Annotated in this window: 15 protein-coding genes and 1 pseudogene; 8 read left to right on the top strand and 8 right to left on the bottom strand. The window is 36.1% G+C overall.

Translation table 11 applies throughout. The features are described 5' to 3' along the window. Positions 1–34: 34 nt before the first annotated feature. From EXE09_RS06470 to EXE09_RS06490, 5 genes are all read right to left on the bottom strand, one after another. Positions 35–517 (bottom strand): DUF3828 domain-containing protein, encoded by a 483-nt coding sequence (locus tag EXE09_RS06470; RefSeq protein ID WP_130112153.1) that lies wholly within the window; start codon positions 515–517, stop codon positions 35–37. Between the two features lie 240 nt (positions 518–757). After that, complete coding sequence (locus EXE09_RS06475) at positions 758–1093, bottom strand: hypothetical protein (protein ID WP_130116723.1); 336 nt, start codon at positions 1091–1093, stop codon at positions 758–760. 143 nt (positions 1094–1236) lie between these two features. Beyond that, positions 1237–2535, bottom strand: a complete 1299-nt coding sequence (locus tag EXE09_RS06480; protein ID WP_068974300.1) for an MFS transporter — start codon at positions 2533–2535, stop codon at positions 1237–1239. Positions 2536–2876: 341 nt separating this feature from the next. Further along, a complete protein-coding gene (locus tag EXE09_RS06485) occupies positions 2877–3788 on the bottom strand; it encodes an alpha/beta fold hydrolase (protein WP_068974299.1) in 912 nt (303 codons plus the stop codon). A gap of 15 nt (positions 3789–3803) precedes the next feature. Next, positions 3804–4346 carry a PadR family transcriptional regulator gene (locus tag EXE09_RS06490; RefSeq protein WP_068974298.1) on the bottom strand — a complete coding sequence of 181 codons (543 nt, stop codon included), beginning with the start codon at positions 4344–4346 and terminating at the stop codon, positions 3804–3806. Positions 4347–4507: 161 nt separating this feature from the next. Between EXE09_RS06490 and EXE09_RS06495 the strand changes: the two genes are divergently transcribed. The 3 genes and pseudogenes from EXE09_RS06495 (at position 4508) to EXE09_RS06505 (ending at position 8376) form a co-directional block, all read left to right on the top strand. Continuing rightward, positions 4508–6532: an NADPH-dependent 2,4-dienoyl-CoA reductase gene (locus EXE09_RS06495; protein ID WP_130116724.1), complete on the top strand. Its 2025-nt coding sequence runs from the start codon at positions 4508–4510 to the stop codon at positions 6530–6532. Positions 6533–6683: 151 nt separating this feature from the next. Continuing rightward, a pseudogene (locus tag EXE09_RS06500) lies at positions 6684–7091 on the top strand (nuclear transport factor 2 family protein). Positions 7092–7284: 193 nt separating this feature from the next. Continuing rightward, entirely contained in the window at positions 7285–8376 is a 1092-nt protein-coding gene (locus EXE09_RS06505; RefSeq protein WP_130116725.1) for a YheT family hydrolase, read from the top strand. A 114-nt stretch (positions 8377–8490) separates the two neighbouring features. On the opposite strand, the gene EXE09_RS06510 is transcribed toward EXE09_RS06505, so the two are convergent. Next, a complete protein-coding gene (locus EXE09_RS06510; RefSeq protein WP_130116726.1) occupies positions 8491–8967 on the bottom strand; it encodes an internalin in 477 nt (158 codons plus the stop codon). A gap of 229 nt (positions 8968–9196) precedes the next feature. On the opposite strand from EXE09_RS06510, the gene EXE09_RS06515 reads away from it, so the two are divergent. From EXE09_RS06515 to eno, 3 genes are all read left to right on the top strand, one after another. Further along, positions 9197–10837, top strand: coding sequence for a CTP synthase (locus EXE09_RS06515; protein WP_130116727.1), 1641 nt, complete (start codon positions 9197–9199; stop codon positions 10835–10837). Positions 10838–10864: 27 nt separating this feature from the next. Next, entirely contained in the window at positions 10865–11722 is an 858-nt protein-coding gene (kdsA, locus tag EXE09_RS06520) for a 3-deoxy-8-phosphooctulonate synthase (protein ID WP_068974292.1), read from the top strand. 64 nt (positions 11723–11786) lie between these two features. Then, positions 11787–13076, top strand: coding sequence for a phosphopyruvate hydratase (gene eno / locus EXE09_RS06525; RefSeq protein ID WP_130112162.1), 1290 nt, complete (start codon positions 11787–11789; stop codon positions 13074–13076). Positions 13077–13159: 83 nt separating this feature from the next. Here eno and EXE09_RS06530 read toward each other — a convergent pair whose 3' ends face one another. Together EXE09_RS06530 and EXE09_RS06535 are read right to left on the bottom strand one after the other, a co-directional pair. Further along, the gene (locus EXE09_RS06530) at positions 13160–14032 is read right to left on the bottom strand and encodes an HNH endonuclease (protein WP_130116728.1); all 873 of its coding nucleotides are present in this window, start codon (positions 14030–14032) and stop codon (positions 13160–13162) included. 324 nt (positions 14033–14356) lie between these two features. Then, positions 14357–15943: an AAA family ATPase gene (locus EXE09_RS06535; protein WP_228257175.1), complete on the bottom strand. Its 1587-nt coding sequence runs from the start codon at positions 15941–15943 to the stop codon at positions 14357–14359. A gap of 213 nt (positions 15944–16156) precedes the next feature. Here EXE09_RS06535 and ftsB point away from each other — a divergent pair, with 213 nt between their 5' ends. Both ftsB and ispD read left to right on the top strand, forming a co-directional pair. After that, a complete protein-coding gene (ftsB, locus tag EXE09_RS06540; RefSeq protein WP_068974288.1) occupies positions 16157–16543 on the top strand; it encodes a cell division protein FtsB in 387 nt (128 codons plus the stop codon). Then, entirely contained in the window at positions 16509–17225 is a 717-nt protein-coding gene (gene ispD, locus EXE09_RS06545; protein ID WP_130116729.1) for a 2-C-methyl-D-erythritol 4-phosphate cytidylyltransferase, read from the top strand. The genes ftsB and ispD overlap by 35 nt, the downstream gene beginning before the upstream one ends. Positions 17226–17310: the final 85 nt, after the last annotated feature.

Here is a 17310-nt window from a genome sequence, read left to right on the forward strand (position 1 = left end):
TTTTAAGTTGCTCTGTTAAAGTTAAATCATCTTTTTACTTTAGAAGATGATTTAATGACTGATGCGTAGGATAAAGAATATCTGAAATTTTGCTACAACCATTTTCTTGTGCAAATTTTAGTGTAATTTTCTTTTTATAATCTACACCTGAAATCATGACATTTACTTGAGTATTGGAAACTTGGGTGATGTTATAGCGTGGTTTTTCAGGTGAATCTTGTGCATCGGTTAAAATATCAAATTCTAAATTACACAGCATTTGGGTTTTAGTTTGGCATTTATTGTCATTATCAATTTTTTTAGCCAGCGGTTTTGTCAGGTATTTTTCTAAGTTTTGTATACTTGTTGAAGCCAGTGGCTTTACATCATCATTGCGCCCACTGAAATGTTTTTTATACATTTGCTCAGTCAGTTTTTGTGGTGATAAGCATTGCTCTGCAAAGCTGATTGAGCTTGAAAATAAAATGGTCGTCGTTAGAAATATTTTCTTAAATGTGTTTTTAGAATGATAGATCATGTTGAATATTGTTGAGCTAATGATGATTCTATTTTATATCAATGCATTAAAAAATTGCATTTTATAAACTTTTCTTAAGGGAAATGGGTAGTGATATTTTGTAAGTAGATCATGTTTAAGTATGTTATTTCTAGTGGTGAAAATTGACTACATCCGAGAATTATTAAGTCATTTGGACTCAATACACCTTATTGATCTATAAGGTGTATTTATAAATTCTAATTTGAATGAATTGAAAAATTATTTTATCAATTTGATGTTTTTAATGAAACTTAGTCTTTCATTTGCTCCAGGACCAACTATGCGATCTCTGTTGTTTTCAACTTTTATTTCAGCTTGAACTTTTTTCCCAATAATTTTTTTCTTAATGTGCTCACCACCTGACTCTTCATCAGGATCAAACCAATCCCCACATTTCTGATCACAGAAGGCGTGAACTTCTTTATTTTTACTATCTTTAAGGATCAATCCAAGATCATCAACACCGCCACCATTTAAAATGGTATAAGTTTGAGATTTTGCATTTGAGAATGCACTTATCGATAAAATCATAAGACTCAATATTATTTTTTTCATATTTCCTCTAAATGTCGTGGGATGCATGTTTTAGTTGTCTTATCATAAATTAATCGAATGATTAAAATAAGAAAAAATCTGTAAAAACAGATCTTTTCTTTAACATGTACGGACTTTACTCAAAGGTTTCTAGATCAATGTACTTAATGGTCATGGTGTAAATATTCAGGTTGTTTTGGCAACTGTAAACTACAAATCAAACAAATGATCAGCATCACAATCACATAAAGAAAGAAGCTATTTTCATGTCCCATATCTTTGAGCTTAAGTGCAACAGCAGGTGCTGAACCACCAAAGATTGCATTACCTACGGCATAGGCGAAACCAACACCGAGGGCGCGAATATGTGCAGGGAACATTTCAGCTTTAACAAGTCCACTGATTGAAGTGTAGAAACTCAGCATAAACATGAGGAAGATCAGTAACAACGTAACGATCACTGCTGAATCATGGAAATAAGGCATTGCAATCACCATCACGGGATAGATAAAGATTGCACAACTCACACTAAACAAAATCATGGAGGCGCGCCGACCAATTCGATCAGAAAGCATTCCAAATAGTGGTTGAGCACACATAAATACAAACAGTGCAATGGTCATCATATAGCCGACAGTTTTATCAGCAAAACCGAGACTGGTGATATATGTTTTTGAATATACAGTAATAATATAAAAACACAGTGAACCCGCAGAAGTATAACCAACAACCAATAGGAAGGTTTTCCAATTATGCTTAAATAGCTCAGTTAAGCTACCTGACCCCTCTTTTTTCCCTTCATCCTCTTTTAGCGTTTCTTTTAAATGACGACGGGCAAAGAATGAAAGAATTGCAACAACACCACCAATAATGAAAGGAATACGCCATCCACCATTCATTAATTCCTCTTTGGACATCAGTGCGAGCATGATGACGCCAAGTAAACTTGCTAAAAGTTGTCCGCCAGATAGTGTTACATATTGAAATGATGAATAGAAACCACGTTGCCCTTTAAGTGCAACTTCACTCATATAGGTGGCAACGGTACCGTACTCACCACCGACAGAAAGCCCTTGAAGCAATCGTACTGCGAGCAGTAAAAAGGGAGCTAGCATCCCAACGTCTTCATAAGTAGGAAGTGCTGCGAATAAAAAAGAACTAATTGCCATGAGGGTGATCGAAATGATCATGGATTTTTTACGACCATAAGTATCACCAATCCAACCAAATAGCCAACTGCCGATTGGACGCATGAAGAAACTCGCGGCGAATACACCCCAAACGTAAATGGCTTTGGTTGAGTCATTCATATCAGGTGCGGTAAGCGCATGGGTAAAATAGGTGGCAAAAGCAGCGTAAATATAAAAGTCAAACCATTCGACTAAGTTACCCGAAGCAGCACCCACAATCGCCATAACACGATCGCGTTTTTCATGTGGGTGATAGGTGTGTGTTTCACTCATACAATATCCTTATTATGACGTTGAATTTTTTGTTTTTGAAAATAGAACATGATTTTCACAAACTATTTTTTATTCTAGGATTAAAAGATGGACCTATTTTTATTTGGTACAAAAAACACACAGCTAAATACAAGTTTGCCAAAAAATGACGCATTACTTATATTGTGTTTATTTACATGATGTGAGAATTTAGAGTAACTTTACAGATTTTTTTAGTTATTTTATTTATAAAAAATCGGTCAATATTGTTTTTTAATTCTGGGTTGTTGAATGATTTATCAAAAAAATAAAAAATTTAAGATGGAATAATATGTCTTATCCCACCCTAAATTTACATGGATTCAACTCACTTTCTTTAAAAATGCTGAAATTTCACGGCTGAATTTTACTGGTTCAGTTATCAGCGGTGTATGTCCTGATTTTTTAAAAATAATATTTTGTGAATTACTGAGAGAGTTTGACACTCTGAGCTGGCCTTCGATTGGATAAAGTGTAGACAATTGTCCAATAAAGAAGGTGGTTGGGCAGGCAAGTGTTGAAATTGATTGGCGATAATCTTCATTATGATTCAGGTAGTTATCGATATACCATGTTAGATAATCCATCCGACGTATCGGCAACAAATGACGTTGAAGCGTAGGATGTTTGAGTGCCAAATTGAACATGATTGGACTAAGTTTATTACTGCCTTGAATTTTAATGAAATTCAGCCAAATTTGAATAAGCTCAGTACGTGGTTCAAGTGGTAATTCATCAACAAAACGATAGTTTGAGTATTGATGTAAAAATTCAGAAAAATCTTTCAGTAAACGTTTTATTTTAAAATATTTTTTTCCAAATAAACCAAACTCCCAGTTTAAATCACTTGGAATCTTTGGTGTTTGATCGATATGCAAATAGGCTTTTAATTTGCTTTGTAGGTCGCCATATTGCATGCCGTGCATTGCCGTAGATGCGCCCATGGAATAGCCCATCAAGATAAAATTATCTAAATCCAAATGTTGAATTAGACAATCTAGGTCACGCCAATGGTTTGGAATTGCAGCAATATCTTGTGGAATTTCACAGGCTTTTGAGCCACCAAATCCACGCCAATCAGGAATATAAAATTTATACTGCTTAATATTTGGCAATAAAAAAGGCAGCCACTGCCAACTATGCATACCTAAGCCAGAGAGCACCATTACAGGTTCGCCTTGACCAATTTCACGAACAAATAATTTTTCACCATCAGGCATTGTATAAAACGGCATAGTTGTACCTATATTTTAATTTTGCGAAAATTTCTTCAATTGAGGGATGATGGTTTCAAGCCAATCAATCCAACCCATCTCAAGGTTAATACCCAATTGTAAAATCATTTTATGAATAAATAATGTTCTATCAGTGTCATCTTCGTGTTGGAAATCTTTTGCGAAGATTGATTGATAGACTTTCAATTTTTCTTGATGTAATTCTAAATGACGTTCGAGTTCAGGTAAAACGGTATTTCCACCAAATTGTGCTTCGGCACGTAACCGTACCATGAGTTCTTCACGCAGTTGCGCAGGTGGGCTTTGTTTGACCATCCAATCTGCCAGTTCAGTACGCCCAAGTTGTTCAACTTGATAGGTTTTTTTGCGACTATTTTCAGATTCTTCCTCAATGGTAGAAATCCAACCTTTTTGTAACATGCCATTGAGTTCTCTATAGATTTGCTGATGTGTTGCATTCCAAAAGAACCCCATTGATCGGTCAAAACGCCGCCCCAAATCGATACCTGTGCTTGGTTTTTCGATCAAACTGGTGAGGAGTACATGGGCTAAGGACATTTTGTTACAAATCTCAAAAAAATAGCTGTCGAGTCATTATGCAACATGTTGCATAAAAATCAATTCTCGCTTATAAATAAAACATAAATTTTTGCAACAAGTTGCACTAAATTAAAAAATTGCAAATATCACAAGCCAGCAAAAGCAGCCAAGGAGTATTCATGTCTAATTATCCGCATTTACTTGCGCCTTTAGATTTAGGCTTTACCACATTAAAAAACAGAGTGTTAATGGGTTCTATGCATGTAGGGCTTGAAGAAGTCGATGGTGGTTATGACCGTATGGCTGCTTTCTATGCAGAACGTGCAGCAGGCGGTGTGGGTTTAATCGTGACAGGTGGTATTTCACCGAATGATCATGGGGTGACATTCTTTGGTGGTTCTAAACTTGATACTGTAGAAGAAGCAGAAAAACATAAAGTCATTACCCAAGCCGTGCATGATGCAGGTGGGAAAATCGCATTACAGATTTTACATACAGGGCGTTATTCTTATCAGCCTGAAAACGTTGCGCCATCAGCGATTCAAGCACCGATTAATCCAACTAAACCACATGCTTTAACGTCTGCGGAAGTGAATCAAACCATTGCTGACTTTGCCAATTGCGCAAAAATGTCACAGATTGCAGGCTATGATGGCGTGGAAATCATGGGTTCAGAAGGCTATCTGATCAATGAATTTATCGCTGCACGTACCAACCATCGTGATGATGAATGGGGCGGTAGCTACGAAAACCGTATTCGTTTCCCGATTGAAATTGTGCGCCGTACCCGTGAAGAAGTCGGTGAGAACTTCATCATTATCTATCGTTTATCTATGCTTGATTTGGTTGAAGGCGGTTCAACTTTAGAGGAAGTGATTCAACTTGCTAAAGAAATCGAAAAAGCAGGCGCAACGATTATCAATACAGGTATCGGCTGGCATGAAGCACGCATTCCAACGATTGCCACCAAAGTTCCTCGTGCAGCATTTACATGGGTGACGAAGAAGTTAAAAGGTTCGGTTAATGTGCCTTTAATTACCTCAAACCGCATCAATACCCCTGAAATGGCTGAACATGTTCTTGCTCAGGGCGATGCGGATATGATCTCGATAGCTCGTCCAATGCTTGCAGATTCGCATTTTGTCGCAAAAGCTGAACAAGGTCGTGCAGATGAAATCAATACCTGTATCGGCTGTAATCAAGCGTGTCTGGATCATATTTTCTCAATGAAAATAGCCACTTGTTTAGTAAATCCACGTGCATGTTATGAAACAGAGTTAATCTTTAAAGATTCAGCAAATGTGAAAAATATTGCCGTGATTGGTGCAGGGCCAGCGGGTTTAAGTTTTGCAACCTATGCTGCAGATCGTGGTCATAAAGTCACGATTTTTGAAGCATCCAATCAGATTGGTGGTCAGTTCAATATTGCCAAAACCATTCCGGGCAAAGAAGAGTTCTATGAAACTTTACGTTATTTCAAACGTAAAATTGAACTTCAACCGAACATTAAATTAGTACTGAATCACACAGCAACGTATGAGGAACTCAGTGTTGAAAACTTTGATGACATTGTGGTCGCAACAGGTGTAACACCACGTCATTTAAATATCGAAGGCATTGATCATCCAAAAGTATTGTCCTATATCGAAGTGTTACGTGACCGTAAGCCTGTGGGTAAAAAAGTCGCAATTATTGGTGCGGGCGGTATTGGTTTTGATACCGCTGAATATTTATCGCATGAAGGCGAAAGTGGCAGTCTAAATCCTCAGAAATTCTATGATGAATGGGGCATTGATACCACTTATGAGCATGTTGGCGGTTTGAAAGCCCCTGAAGTTGAACAGTCACCACGTGAAATTTATTTACTGCAACGCAAAACCAATTCCGTTGGTGCAGGCTTAGGTAAGACCACAGGTTGGATTCACCGTACAGGTTTAAAACACCGTCATGTCAATATGATTCCAGGTGCAAGCTACGACAAAATCGATGATCAAGGTTTACATATCACCGTGGGTGAAAAAACCATGATTTTAGATGTCGATAATGTGGTGATCTGTGCAGGACAGGAACCATTTACCGCAATGTTTGATCAGCTTCAAGCCGATGGTAAATCTGTGCATTTGATTGGTGGTGCGAAAGAAGCGGGCGAGTTGGATGCAAAACGTGCTATTCGTCAGGGTGCTGAATTGGCGATGGTGATTTAATTTTTTTAATAGAATCTCCCCTAACCCCTCTTTAAGAAAGAGGGGAAAAGCTTCGTTTTTATTACCGTTATAAAATTCGTGAAGCCCCTCCCTTTTTAAAGGGAGGTTGGGAGGGATTAATGTTTAAATGAGTTTTATATAAGGACATAAAATGAGCTACAAAAACACCAAACCAGCCATTCAAAAATGGCATGAAATGATCAAAACACGTGACATGAGTATCCTCAGTGAATTACTTGCTGATGATGTGGTGTTTCGTTCACCTGTGGCATTTAAGCCCTATGAAGGGAAGCAGGTGGTTTACTTCATTTTGACCAATGTCATTCAGGTATTTGAAAACTTTACGTATCACCGTGAATTTTTTACCGAAGATGAGCAAAGTGTGGTGCTTGAGTTTTCTGCGATTGTGTCTGAAAAGTAACTGAAAGGCATTGATATGATTCGCTTCAATGAACAAGGTCAAATTGTTGAATTTGAAGTGATGATTCGTCCTAAACAAGGTTTAGAGGCGTTGGCTGTACAAATGGCCGAACGTTTCGCTAAATATCAGCCTGCATAATATTTCATCCATTAATGAAATATTTTCGTACTTAACTTGTGACTTAAATATTTTGCCATTTAAATCGTTTGTCACTTAAATTGTTTGAAATTCAGAATGTATTCGTACATTCTGAATCTATTCGGTAATTGATCTTTTTAAAATGATGCTGAGCGCATAGGTATTTTAAAATGGTCAGCCAACGGGAATCAAAATGTCTATATTCAATGCTACGCTTAATAGAGCGACTCAACTGACGCAAACTGTTCTTGATCAAGTCACAGGTGCCGAACTGCCGAAATTGTATTATAAGCCAGAGGGTCAAATGGCTGAAATACTTGAACAGTTGCCACAATTGCATGATAAATATCGTCCAACGCCTTGGCTGAGTAATACCCATGCACATTTGCTGTATTTTGATATCATTAAGAAAAAAACCATAAAGCTGGAATATGATCGACTCGATCAACTGACCATGCAAGATGGTGGAATTACCGCGATTTCATGGTATGGCTACGATTTGCCTCAAAATACTCCAACCGTTGTCATCATGCATACCATTACAGGAACACCTGCGAGTATGCGTGAATTGGTTAAAGATTTGCATGAATATACAGGTTGGCGTATCGCGCTGTGTTTACGCCGTGGGCATGCAGGTTTACCAATGCCAGTGCCACAAATGTCGATCTTTGGTTCGACATCTGATCTAAAAGAGCAATTGAATTTTATTCAAAAGCAATTTCCACAATCTGAACTTTATGCGGTTGGTTCATCAGCAGGAACAGGTTTATTGGTTCGTTACTTAGGTGAACAGGGCTTGGATACGCCATTTAAAGCCGCCTTTGCTATGTGTCCTGGTTATGACACAGAGTTGGGGTTTGAAAATGTTCATCCTTTTTATACCAAAATCATGACCAAAAAATTATTTCAGTCATTCATCGAGCCTTATGAGCAGACATGGCGTCAAATTGGTTCAGTGCAAAAGGTTCTACAAACCAAGACTTTGCAAGAATTTCAAAATGAATACTATGAAATGGCAGGTTATGCTGACTATCAAAGTTATTCTCAAGCCATTAATCCAATCTATGTGTTTGAAAATGTGAAAATTCCACTCATGATTTTAAATGCTGAAGATGACCCAGTCTGTTCGATTAAAAATTTAGAGCCATTTAAGCAGACCATTCAAAGTATGGAAAATGTTGCAGTTGTTACCACAAAAAAGGGCAGTCATTGTGGTTTTTACGAGGGTGTACAAACAAAGTCTTGGGCTTCGCGTTTGATGGCAGATTTTTTAAAGCAGTTCTAATTTATTTTGAGCATGGCTTTTAATGTGAGTTCAGATCTTAAAAGGCGGTTCTCATTTAAAACTCAAATAAAAAACCAGTCTAAATGACTGGTTTTTTTAATGCTAAAACTAAAATTAGTTTTTAAGCGCAGGTGTCGCAGCGGCAATCGCAGCGGCAACAGCGTCATCTTCAGTTTGCGCTGTACCAGAATTTGCTTTTGGAGCAGGTTGTGGTTTAGGCGCAGTTTGAGCAGTTTCAGTTTTTACTGACTCAGCTTTAGCCGGCTTAGGTTCTGGTTTCGGTTGAGCTTGTTCAGACTGCGTATTTTGAGTCGTCGCATGTGCTTCATGTGAAGTTGTACGAATTTCAGTTGTGGTATTTGCTGTTTCAGTACGACTTACTTCTACATGTACTGGAATTTCTTCTTGCTGAGTTTCTTGAGCTGTATTTTGCTCAACACTTGGAAGACTTTGGAATTCAGAAGCTTCAGAAGCAGATTGAGTATTCTCAACATTTTCTTGCTCAGTTTCTTTAGGCTCTTCTTTTTTTACACAAGCGGAAACAAGGAGTGCTGTCGCAATTGCGCCACAAATTAAAAATTTCTTATTCATAATTACTCAAAACAAAACGTATTAGAGAGATGTTACCTAGTATAACAGCAAAATGATATTTAAAAATCACCTAATCAAGTGCTAAATTTTTATTGGAAATGCTGATAGAATAGCCAATTGTTTATTGTTCTATGAATTGATGTGAATTGACTTTGCTTTCTAGGTACAAGGTAAAGTAAAATCGCACAACATTGTAGGCCAATTTAGGCTCCATTGTACGAGAAACTTAATGACCCATTTTATATTCGTCACTGGTGGTGTTGTATCATCACTAGGTAAAGGTATTTCAGCTGCTTCAGTTGCTGCACTTTTAGAAGCCCGTGGTTTAAAAGTAACCATGGTCAAAATGGATCCATACATTAATGTCGATCCTGGGACTATGAGCCCATTTCAGCACGGTGAAGTATTTGTCACTGAAGATGGTGCTGAAACTGACTTAGATTTGGGTTATTACGAACGTTTCTTACGTCGTGCTAAAATGACCAAATTGAATAACTTTACTTCAGGTCGTGTTTACCAAGATGTTTTAAATAAAGAACGTCGTGGTGATTACCTTGGTGGTACTGTCCAAGTTATTCCACATATTACGGATAATATTAAAGAACGTGTTCTTCGCGCAGGCGAAGGTTATGACGTGGCTATCGTTGAAATCGGCGGTACAGTTGGTGACATTGAATCTCTCCCATTCATGGAATCAGTACGTCAGTTAATGGTTGAACTTGGTCATAAACGTACCATGTTGATGCATTTAACATTATTGCCATATATCAAGTCTGCTGCAGAATTAAAAACTAAACCAACACAACATTCTGTTAAAGAATTATTGTCAATTGGTATTCAGCCAGACATCCTGATTTGTCGTACTGAACATGATGTCGATGCAGACACAACACGTAAAATCGCGTTATTCACTAACGTAGAAGCACGTGCTGTTGTGGTATGTAAAGATGCACGTTCAATCTATCAAATTCCACGTACATTCTATGAGCAAAATGTTGACGATTTAATTTGTGAACGTTTTGGTTATAACGATCTTCCTGAAGCAGACCTTTCAGATTGGGATCATGTCGTTGAAGCATTATTGAACCCTGAATACACAATCCGTGTTGCGATGGTGGGTAAATATGTTGAACTTCCAGATGCTTATAAATCTGTAAATGAAGCACTTTTACATGCGGGTATTCAAAATCGCGTAAAAGTTCAAATTGATTATGTCAATGCAGAAGAACTTGAAAGCCAAAATCCAGCAGAAGTATTGAAAGATGCTGATGCGATCCTTGTACCAGGTGGTTTTGGTGAACGTGGTACTGAAGGTAAAATGCAAGCGATTCAATTTGCACGTGAAAACAAAGTACCATTCTTAGGTATTTGTTTAGGTATGCAATTGGCTGTGATTGAATTTGCACGTCATGTTGCAAATATGCCAGAAGCGACTTCAACTGAATTTAACCGTTCAACTAAATTCCCATTGATTGGTTTAATCACTGAATGGTTAGATGAACGTGGTGAAATTCAACACCGTAGCACTGAGTCAAATCTTGGTGGAACAATGCGTTTAGGTGCTCAAAAATCAGAATTGGTTGAAGGCACTAAAACACGTGAAGTCTATGGTAAAGCTGAAATCACAGAGCGTCATCGCCATCGTTATGAAATGAATGATCGTTTCATTCCTACAATTGAAGAAGCAGGTATGAAAATTTCAGGTTATTCATCTGTACAACATCTTGTTGAAACAGTAGAAATTCCTGAACATCCTTGGTTTATTGCTGTACAATTCCACCCAGAATTTACCAGCTCACCACGTGATGGACATCCATTATTTGCTGGCTTCATTGATGCTGCGAAAAAACAGCACCAAAATAGCAAATAAGTTTAAGGACACGACTAGGAAGTTTAAATGTCACAATTAAAACCACAAGAAATTGTACGTTTAGGCGATATACAAATGGCAAACCACTTGCCATTTGTATTATTCGGCGGAATGAACGTACTTGAATCGAAAGACTTGGCTTTTGAAATTGCAGAAACTTATGTTGATATCTGTAAACGCTTAGAGATTCCTTATGTCTTTAAAGCGAGCTTTGATAAAGCTAATCGTTCGAGCTTACATTCATTCCGTGGTCCTGGTTTGGAAAAGGGCATTGAATGGTTAGGTGACATTAAAAAACATTTTAATGTGCCGATCATTACCGATGTCCACGAACCTTACCAAGCAGCACCTGTTGCTGAAGTTGCAGATATTATTCAGCTTCCAGCTTTTTTAAGTCGTCAGACTGATCTTGTTGAAGCAATGGCGAAAACACAAGCCATTATTAACATCAAAAAAGCACAATTCCTTGCACCGCATGAAATGCGTCATATCCTCAATAAATGTTTAGAAGCAGGAAATGACAAACTGATTCTGTGTGAGCGTGGTTCAGCATTTGGTTATAACAACTTAATCGTTGATATGCTTGGCTTTGATACCATGAAAGAAATGAACGTGCCGGTGTTCTTTGATGTGACACATGCGCTTCAAACACCAGGCGGTCGTGCAGATTCTGCGGGCGGACGCCGTGCGCAAATCACCACACTTGCACGTGCAGGTATGGCGACAGGTCTTGCAGGTTTGTTCTTAGAAGGGCATCCAGATCCTGAAAAAGCCAAATGCGACGGACCTTGTGCATTACGTATGTCTCAGTTAGAGCCATTCTTAGCGCAGCTGAAAGAATTGGATACCTTGGTCAAAGGTTTCAAAAAGCTAGATACACACTAATTTTTACAATTAGATGCGCCTGAAATATGGCGCGTCATTTTATTAATCAACTGAGGAATTGTTCATGAGTCAAATCGTTGACATTCGTGCACGTGAAATTTTGGACTCTCGTGGTAACCCTACCATCGAAGCAGACGTTATCCTAGACTCTGGCGTTGTTGGCCGTGCATGTGCACCATCTGGTGCTTCAACTGGTTCTCGTGAAGCTTTGGAACTTCGTGACGGTGACAAATCACGTTACTTGGGTAAAGGTGTTCGCACTGCAGTTCAAAACGTAAATGGTCAAATCAAAGACTTATTAAAAGGTCAAAACGTATTTGAACAAAAAGCGCTTGATGACAAAATGATCGCGCTTGATGGCACTGAAAATAAAGAAAAATTAGGTGCTAACGCAACTTTAGCGGTTTCTTTGGCTGCTGCTCGTGCTGCATCTGCTGAAAAGAAAACTGAATTGTTCCAATATATCGCTGACTTACGTGGTCAAACGACTTTATCTATGCCTGTACCAATGATGAACATCATCAACGGTGGTTCGCATGCAGATAATACTGTAGATATTCAAGAGTTTATGATTGAGCCTGTAGGTTTTACTTCATTCTCTGAAGCTTTACGTGCGGGTGCAGAAATTTTCCATTCTTTAAAATCTGTACTTAAAAAACAAGGTTTAAATACAGCAGTGGGTGATGAAGGTGGTTTTGCACCTAACCTTCGTACCAACGAAGAAGCGATTACTGCGATTCTTGAAGCAATTGGTCAAACTGGCTATAAAGCAGGTTCTGACATCATGCTTGCGCTTGACTGTGCATCTTCAGAATTTTACAAAAATGGTCAATATGTACTTGCAGGTGAAGGCAATAAAGCATTCACAAGCAACCAATTTGCTGACTATTTAGCTGGTCTTGTAAACCAATATCCAATTATCTCAATTGAAGATGGTTTGGATGAGTCTGACTGGGAAGGTTGGGCGTACTTGACTTCTATTCTTGGTGATAAAATCCAATTGGTTGGTGATGATTTGTTTGTTACTAATCCTAAGATTTTACAACGTGGTATTGATGAGAAAATCGGTAACTCGATTTTAATCAAATACAACCAAATCGGTACGTTGTCTGAAACTTTAGATGCAATTTACCTTGCTAAAGCAAATGGTTATAGCACTGTAATTTCTCACCGTTCTGGTGAAACAGAAGATTCTACAATTGCAGATCTTGCTGTTGGTACTGCTGCGGGTCAAATCAAAACGGGTTCACTTTCACGTTCTGACCGTATTGCGAAATATAACCAATTGCTTCGTATTGAAGAATTAACCAATGCAGTTTACCGCGGTAAAGCTGAATTTAAAGGTTTGAATTAATCGTTATTGATTGATTTAGATTGAAAAACCACCTCGGAATGGGGTGGTTTTTTATTGTCATAATTTAAAAATAATAATTTAGGTTAAATATAGTTATTCATTTTTAAATATTCAATAAGTGCTATCCCATTAGATAGCTCGAGTTCTATAATATTTTTAAAATGATTATGTCCAATGCTATTCTTTTGCCTAGGAATTCGATTTTTAGAATTATTTAATAATTGTTCTAAGCTATTAGTCTCTAAGTTTGGAATGATAGAATTAATGAACTCAGAAATAATTTCATGTGACCTTTTGTTAAATCTCTCAATAAGTTTTAAGTTCTTGAAGTGATTCTTAATTACATTAAAAAGTTTAGAATTAATATTATTTTTATTCGATAAGTAAAAAGATACATCAAATGTTTTTCCATTATATTTTATATTTAAAAATAAAAATTGAGCTAATGGTAGTACGTCAGAATATAAATTTAAAAAAGAAGCCTCACCTGATTCTAACCATTTAGACATTTTTAAACTATTGCATTCTGAACAAGCAGGAAATAAATTTTTTGGATGTACAACAAACTCTGGAAATGTACTTTTAGGTAATACATGATCTAATGTACTTATACTATTGATTCCGCAATATTGGCATGTGTCAAATGAACTACCATCAGGTAATTCAACAATTTTATTTTTTAACTTAATAAAAGGCTTAGCATTGTAGGAGTATAAATCTAATAAATCACTTTTTAAATTTATTTCACTGAATCGTGGACTACTGGTTAGAGTTTTTAATGTTTGACTAATAAATGCATCATCATAGTGTACACACATGGGTTTAAGTTCTGGTAAAATTTGTTTCATTCTATCTTTATAGAATGGTTGTTTTTCATTTGGTCGTTTACGTTTAGAATCAACAACACTTTCTAAAAACTCGAAACTATCATTAGAATAAGGTTTAATGTTGATCATTTTGATTCACTAAATTATTGAGTAATATTGACGCATTCAAACTAAGTGATGTATTTTCAGTAGTTAATAATGAGCTGATTTGATCAAAGTTGTAACCTGCTTTAACAAGTTGTTCCAATTTACTTTTAAAGTATGATTGAGTATCACGACTGCCAAAAATTTCATCAGTGATTCTTGTTAAATTTTCACCAAAAGTTTCTAAAGATGGATGGCGAATAGAAAGAACACTTGATTCATTTTTTATAACGTAAACGTTTTTGGATAAAATACCTTGTACAATAATAGGTGAATGAGTAGCAATGATGCAATATGATTGAAACTTATCTAATAATTGATGAATGCTATTAATTGCGAGATTGCGTTCGGATGTAAATGTGTTTCAGGTTCATCAAATAAAATTAATGAGTCATAACGAATATTTGCTAGAATCTCTGTGAAAATATAAACAAATATAGCTTGTCCAGAACTAAAATTTTTGTGATCCTGCAAAAAAACAGTTTTATTTAGTTTTAATCTATTAACATAGTTATTTGGTAAAATCCATTTTTCGATAAGTTCTTTTGAGAAGAAGTTTCCAATAATTTCAGTCCAATCATAAAAATTTTCATTCTGTTCAATCTTAGATATTGAACTAAAAAATCTTTTTAATAATTCATCTGAATTTAAAAAGTATTCATTATTATCATTTTTTTCTCGGAGACCGCAATACAGATAATTAAAAGTTGAAGAGTTATTAGGTATTAGAAATTTATCAAAAATGCTATAAGAAACTGCTATTAATTTACTAAATAACGGGACTTTAGGTGAAAAAAAATCTTGTTTATTATTTGCGATATCTAATGGTAGTTTCGAAATAAGTTGAGTCTTACCGACTCCATTTTTTCCAATTAAGGCATAAATACGATTGGCTAGCGGTTTGTCAGCATTAAATTTAAAATTAATATCTAAATTTTCATCTTCATTTGATAAATAAGTTGGCTTAAAGATATAGTTAAAAGAATATAGGTTGCTTAAATCATAATTATCGATACGATATTTAGCTTGTCTAATTAATTGTTCTTGTTGAGCATATCTTATCAAACTTGATTTGAATTCAGGAGTATTTTCAAATTCTTCGGCTATTTGAACAAAAAAAGCTGAATCGTTTAATGCTTTGAGAATGGAAAAAAATTGCGTGTTAAATAAGTTTTTTATGGTTTCATAGTATGAAAAGCTTTGACCTAAAGAACAAAAGTTTGATGGTAATTGATAGAACTCATTATTAATTAAGTCAGTTGAGCTAGATTGCTCTTTCGTAATAATTTTTAACTCACCAATTCTAATTGTTGTATTATTCTCTTTGAAATATAAAATAAAACTGTTTTTACTCCCAAAGTCATCCCATCTAGATTTGTTTAGAACAAATCTTGGATTTTCATTGTTATGATCATGTACTAGAAATGGAATGTTATTATCAGGAATATCTTTAAATCTTTTATTTGCATCTAATCTTCCAACTTTGAATATTGGAAGATTATTTTCATCATACCCTTGCGGTATATATTCAAATTTCTCTTTTGGCAATAAGCTATTTAATGTATGGAAGAAAAATTTAATTTCTTCCTCATTTCTATTAACTTGTGGGGAAATAACAAAATTTAAGAGGTTAATAAAATTCAAATCTGAATTTACAAAATCAAATCTATCTAAAAAAACTTCTTCAAGAGTCCAATCATTGTTGTTAATAAAATGTTGAAAAAAATCCCCACTAGCATTTTGAAATCTTGAATCATGAGAAGGTAGTGATCTTAAGTCTAAAATTTCACTAAAAAAATCAATTGAATCTATATTTTGAAATAGTTTTTCTTCTTCCGTAGATAATGTTTTTAGAATTTCAATTTTTAAATTTCTTGAGAAAGTTAAATTATCCATAGCTCAATATACAAAAATACTTATTCCATTTTAAATAAAAAATATTAATTATCAACAATTTTCGTTTTTTTGTATGTAACAGTGAGCATGTTTAAAGCGAAAATAAAATTCTACCTACCATTTGCATATTTACCACAGTAAAGCGTTCACCATGCAAAATATTTGATGTATATTAGCACCTTAATTTAACGCTGTGACATAAGACAAAAATACATGTTAGACGTCTTTAAAACCACTTCAAGTAAAGTGATTGCCGTGCTCGCGATCGTCATCGTGGCGGTACTTCAATACCGCTTTTGGTTCGGTGCGGGAGGTCATTTTCCGCATCAAGCACTCGTACAGCAAATCGAACAGCAAGCTGAAGTCAATGCTGACCTAAAAGAACGCAATCGCATCCTAGCCGCTGAAGTGTATGACTTAAAAAATGGCGCAGAAGCCATCGAAGAACATGCACGACTTGATTTAGGTTTAGTAAAACCACACGAAACTTTTGTGCAAATGAGTACCATCAGTACCCATTACAAACCGATTATTACAGATCCAAGTTTAAACAATTCAGGAACAAATGAAGACAGTGAACCAGCACCAGAAGAACCGTAAAATTTGGGCAATTATTCCTGCTGCAGGTACTGGAAGCCGTTTTTCAAAAACTGAACTGAAACAATATCAAATCATCCAAGACCAAACTGTCTTAGAACATACGATAGAACGTTTAAATGATTTGCCACTTACAGGCTATGTGTTAGCAATCGGTGAGCAAGATCAATATGCACAAACATTGCCACTTAAAAATAAGCAAATTAGCCACTTTTGTCTTGGCGGTGCAGAACGTGTTAACTCTGTTTTAAATGCATTGAATTACTTAGAGCAATTCGCTCAAGCAGATGATCTCGTATTTGTACATGATGCCGCACGACCATGTGTCACTAAGCAGTGCCTTGAGGATCTTATCCAAACAGCGATTGAACAAAACTGTAGTGCAATTTTAGCGATCCCTGTACGTGATACTTTGAAATTTGTTGAGAATCAAAAAGACATTCACAAAACAGTGAGTCGTGAACAATTGTGGCAAGCGCAGACCCCACAAATTTCAACATTTTCAACGCTTAAAAAAGCGATAGAAACAGCTTTGGAGAATGATGTTGTCATTACAGATGAAGCCAGTGCATTAGAACATATTGGTGAAGCGGTACAAGTGGTGATGGGGCGTTCAGATAATATTAAAATCACCTATCCAGATGATTTGGAATTGGCACGACTCATTTTACAATCACAGCAGTAATCCTAGAGAAATAGGTTAAAATTCTAAAATGAGAGATTTTCTCACTCAGCATTTATCTTTATAATCACGTAAAAATAAAGCTTAA

Origin of the sequence: Acinetobacter sp. WCHAc060025, assembly GCF_004209355.1 — a bacterium.
In the GTDB taxonomy this organism is placed as follows: Bacteria; Pseudomonadota; Gammaproteobacteria; order Pseudomonadales; family Moraxellaceae; genus Acinetobacter; species Acinetobacter wuhouensis.